Source organism: Rhodoplanes roseus (assembly GCF_003258865.1).
GTDB classification, from domain to species: domain Bacteria; phylum Pseudomonadota; class Alphaproteobacteria; order Rhizobiales; family Xanthobacteraceae; genus Rhodoplanes; species Rhodoplanes roseus.
On the sequence record NZ_NPEX01000368.1, the window covers coordinates 1 to 4,715 of the forward strand.

Here is a 4,715-nt window from a genome sequence, read left to right on the forward strand (position 1 = left end):
GATCTGCGCCGCCTCGGCAGGCTCCTCGGGCGGCGCGATGTCGATCACCACCCGCAGCGGAAACGAGACGAGATCGGCGATGTGCGGGCCGACCGGCACCTGCCGCTTGAAGCCGCGTCCGGCGAATCGCCGGTCGGCGACCAGCGCGGTCCACAAGGCGCGCTCCGCCTCGGTGGGATTGCGGCGCAGGAGCCGCGACAGGCCGCGCACCGGCCCGCGCTCGGAGGGCACCCGCCCGTCGCCGTGCTCGGCCAGCAGCTTGCGCAGCAGCGACGCCTCGTCGCCGTCCAGCACGCCGCCGCGGGCCGGGCCCTTGCGGCCTTCGGCGATCGCCATGATCACCCCGTGCAGGGTCTGGATGTCCTGCCGGGACGGCTGCATGCGCGAGAAGATGTTGCGCAGGTTGATCGTCATGGTCTCGCGCTTCTCGGGCGGCCGGAAGAACTCGACGGCCTCCAGCTCGCGTTCGAGATTGGTGAAGAAAGCGTGAATCTGCTCCTTCGGAGCCGGGTCCGAGCGCACCGGCATCGCGAAGGGCAGTCCGCTACCGGTCCGCTTGAACCATTCGTAGGAGACCAGCGCCACCGCCTGGGCGAGGTTGAGCGAGGCGAAGGCCGGGTTCACCGGGAACGTGACGATGGCATCGGCGAGGCCGACCTCGTCGTTCTCGAGGCCGTTGCGCTCGCGCCCGAACACCACCGCGGTCGTCTCGCCGGCCGCGACCAGCGGCGCCAGCCGCTCGGCCGCCGCCTCGGGCGACACCACGGGCTTCGCCTGGTCGTGGGCGCGCGCCGTGCAGGCGGCGACGAAGCTGCAATCGGCGATCGCCGACGCCAGGTCGTCGAACAGCTCGGCCCCTTCGAGCACGCGATCGGCGCCCGCCGCCATCATGTGGGCCTTGGGATTGGGCCAGCCCTGGCGGGGCTTCACCAAGCGCAGCCGGGACAAGCCGAAATTCGCCATCACGCGCGCGGCGGCGCCGATGTTCTCGCCGATCTGCGGCTCGACCAGCACAATCACGGGGCCCGGGGCGACCACCCAGGTCTTGGTCTTGTCGGTTCCGGCGCCGGGCATGGGAGATTCGTCTCGAATGTCGTTCTGGGGGCGCGGACCACTAGCCGATCGGGCCAGGGGTGTCGACCGGCCGGTGATGCAGCCTCACAACCCGTGGCGCGCCCGGGCCATGCGGCACTCCGGATCACCGGGCTGGCAGGTGCGGCAGACCTCGGGCCGGACCGTGTAGACGGCACAGGCCGTCGCCTTGCCGACCTCGCCCAGGAGGGCCGAGCAGCGGTCGCCCTCGCAGCGCATGCGCCCGTTCGGGTCGTCGACGAAAGCCGCCGGGATCAGGGCCAAGACCTCGTCGCTCTCCAGCGAGAAGCGCGGCCACTCGGCCGAGGTGGCGCAGCACGCGCCGCAGGCCTGGCACGACCAGTCCACGCGGTCCGCCCCATCGTCCTCGTCGCCCGTCGTCACGCTCGATCGCCTGTCCAGAAATGCAGAAGCCGCCCCTGAGGGCGGCCCCTTGTGGCCCGCGGCGCGAGCCTGGTCGCCGGCGGCAGGGCATCAGCCCCGCGCGGCGGCACGGCGAAACCGGAGGCCACCCGCAGGGGGCGGCCGGGCCGGCTCACGCGGCCTGGATGTTGCCGACGGCGATCTTGCCGGTGCGACGGTCGGGCTGGGTGTCGAACTCGACCTTCTGGCCCTCGTGCAGGCTGCGCATGCCGGCGCGCTCGAGCGCGGTCGCGTGGACGAACACGTCCTTGCCGCCGTCGTCCGGAGCGATGAATCCGAAGCCCTTCTGGTCGTTGTAGAACTTCACGGTGCCCTTGGTCATAGGGATAGCCTTTCACTGTACGTGCGGGGAGCCGAGGCCGTGCAAGCACGCCCGCGACTCGGTGTGTTCGATCTTTGGAGAGGGTCTGATCGTGCGCCCGCATAGAGCGAAGGCGAAACGGCCCGATTGTCCGGCCAAATGTCGATATGGTCTCTTACACGGTCGCCGTGCCCCGTACAAGTCAAAGCCACCCTTTGCCCCGCCCCTCGGAGCGACGCGTTTCCGTGCCCCGGCTCGTCGGAAGCGCGATCAGCGGGTCGATCACGAAACGACACCGGACGGCCGCGGACAGCCGCCGATCGACGGCCCAGCAAGGCCTCGCAGGTGCGAAGGTGCGAACCGCGGTTTCAGTCGCAACTTACGAAATCTGTTTCGGATTTCCCGACGCTGTGGGTCCAGAGGGGCGAATCCGGCGGGACGGAACCGTGATGCGAATCTCGTTTCATAATTCCAATTGCCGGCTTTCACAGCGGGGTCGCCAATGCTATACGGCGCCCGCTGGAGGGGCGCCGCACGGCGCCTGCCGGATGCCCTGCAGCGGCGTGGCCCGCTGGAGGACACGACGGCGTGAACAACTCCATGCGAGTGCGCGGGGGACACGCCAGCCACCGCGCATCAATGTTCAGCTTCCGTTCGGCTCAATCGTTCCGCTCGGCCTGAGCAAGGGCGACGACCAGAGGTGCAAGCATGCCAGATCTCGAAATCGTGTGGACAAAGGTCGACGAAGCCCCGGCGCTCGCGACCTATTCCCTGCTGCCGATCGTCGAAGCCTTCGTCGGCGCGGCGGGCGTGGCCATGAAGCTCAAGGACATCTCCCTGGCCGGCCGGATCATCGCGACGTTCCCCGAGAAGCTCGCCCCGGCGCAGCGGATCAACGACGAGCTCGCCGAGCTCGGCGAGCTGGCGACGCGGCCCGAGGCCAACATCATCAAGCTGCCCAACATCTCCGCCTCGATCCCGCAGCTCAAGGCGGCGATCAAGGAGCTGCAGAGCAAGGGCTACGCCGTCCCGGACTATCCGGACAACGCCACGACGGACGCCGAGAAGGACATCAAGACGCGCTACGCCAAGGTGTTCGGCAGCGTCGTCAATCCGGTGCTGCGCGAGGGCAATTCCGACCGCCGCGCCGCCGGCGCCGTCAAGCAGTACGCCCGCACCAATCCGCACAAGATGGGCGCCTGGAGCAAGGACTCCAAGTCGCATGTCGCGACCATGCCGGCCGGCGACTATTTCGGCTCGGAGGTCTCGACGACGCTGCAGGCCGCGACCAACGCCCGCATCGAGCTGGTCGGCAAGGACGGCGCCGTCACGGTGCTGAAGGCGAAGACGCCGCTCCAGGCCGGCGAGATCATCGACGCGGCGGTGATGAGCCGCAAGGCGCTGCGCGCCTTCATCGCCGAGCAGATCGAGGACGCCAAGAAGCAGGGCGTGCTGTTCTCCCTGCACGTCAAGGCGACGATGATGAAGATCGCCGATCCGATCATCTTCGGCCACGCCGTGTCGGTGTTCTTCGCCGACGTGATCGAGAAGCACGCCGCAACGCTGAAGAGGCTCGGCGTCAACCTCAACAACGGCTTCGGGGATCTGCTGGCGAAGATCGAGACGCTGCCGGACGCCGAGAAGAAGGCGATCAAGGACGACATCGCGGCCGAGTACGCCAAGCGGCCGGGCATCGCCATGGTCAATTCCGACAAGGGCATCACCAATCTGCACGTGCCGTCCGACGTGATCGTCGACGCCTCGATGCCGGCGATGATCCGCGATTCCGGCAAGATGTGGGGCGCCGACGGCAAGCTGCACGACACCAAGGCCGTGATCCCGGATCGCGCCTACGCGACGCTCTATCAGACCGTGATCGACGACTGTAAGGCGAACGGCGCCTTCGATCCCAAGACCATGGGCTCGGTCCCCAATGTCGGCCTGATGGCGCAGAAGGCCGAGGAATACGGCTCGCACGACAAGACCTTCGAGATTCCCCGCGACGGAACGGTCCGGGTCGTCGCCGAGGACGGCACGGTGCTGCTCGAGCGTCCGGTCGAGACCGGCGACATCTTCCGCATGTGCGAGGTGCGCGACGCGCCGATCCAGGATTGGGTGAAGCTCGGGGTGCGCCGCGCCCGCCTCACCAACACGCCTGCCGTGTTCTGGCTCGACAAGAACCGCGCCCACGACGCCCAGGTCATCAAGAAGGTCGAAAAGTACCTGAAGGATCACGACACGTCGGGCCTCGACATCCGCATCCTGGCGCCCGTCGAGGCGATGAAGTTCTCGCTCGAGCGCATCCGCAAGGGCCAGGACACGATCTCGGTCACCGGCAACGTGCTGCGCGACTACCTGACCGACCTGTTCCCGATCATGGAGCTCGGCACCTCGGCCAAGATGCTGTCGATCGTCCCGCTCCTGGCGGGCGGCGGGCTGTTCGAGACGGGGGCCGGCGGCTCGGCGCCCAAGCACGTCCAGCAGTTCCAGCAGGAAGGCTATCTGCGCTGGGATTCGCTCGGCGAATTCCTGGCGCTCGGCGCCTCGCTGGAGCATCTGGCGCAGACCTACAAGAACGCCAAGGCGCAGGTTCTCGCCGACACGCTCGACGAGGCCATCGCCAAGTTCCTGCAGTTCAACCGCAACCCGGCGCGGAAAGTCGGCGAGCTCGACAATCGCGGCAGCCACTACTACCTCGCCCTCTACTGGGCCGAGGCGCTGGCGGCGCAGAGCAAGGACGCGGAGCTGCAGGCTCGCTTCAAGCCGCTGGCCGAGACGCTCGCGAAGAACGAAGCCAAGATCAACGCCGAGCTGATCGGCGCCCAGGGCAAGCCGGTGGACACCGGCGGCTACTACGTGCCGAACGACGCCAAGACCTCGGCCGCGATGCGGCCGAGCG

At 68.2% G+C, this 4,715-nt stretch carries 4 protein-coding genes; 1 reads left to right on the plus strand and 3 read right to left on the minus strand.

Annotated features, from left to right (window positions below; genetic code table 11):
* From CH341_RS28220 to CH341_RS28230, 3 genes are all read right to left on the minus strand, one after another.
* On the minus strand, positions 1 to 1,074 hold a 1,074-nt coding region (locus CH341_RS28220; RefSeq protein WP_111422405.1), incomplete at its 3' end, for a TrmJ/YjtD family RNA methyltransferase.
* 84 nt (positions 1,075 to 1,158) lie between these two features.
* Positions 1,159 to 1,476: a YkgJ family cysteine cluster protein gene (locus CH341_RS28225; RefSeq protein ID WP_210208652.1), complete on the minus strand. Its 318-nt coding sequence runs from the start codon at positions 1,474 to 1,476 to the stop codon at positions 1,159 to 1,161.
* Between the two features lie 151 nt (positions 1,477 to 1,627).
* Complete coding sequence (locus CH341_RS28230; protein ID WP_111422407.1) at positions 1,628 to 1,837, minus strand: cold-shock protein; 210 nt, start codon at positions 1,835 to 1,837, stop codon at positions 1,628 to 1,630.
* A gap of 687 nt (positions 1,838 to 2,524) precedes the next feature.
* Here CH341_RS28230 and CH341_RS28235 point away from each other — a divergent pair.
* A partial coding sequence (locus tag CH341_RS28235) for an NADP-dependent isocitrate dehydrogenase (RefSeq protein WP_111422409.1) occupies positions 2,525 to 4,715 on the plus strand: 2,191 nt, incomplete at its 3' end.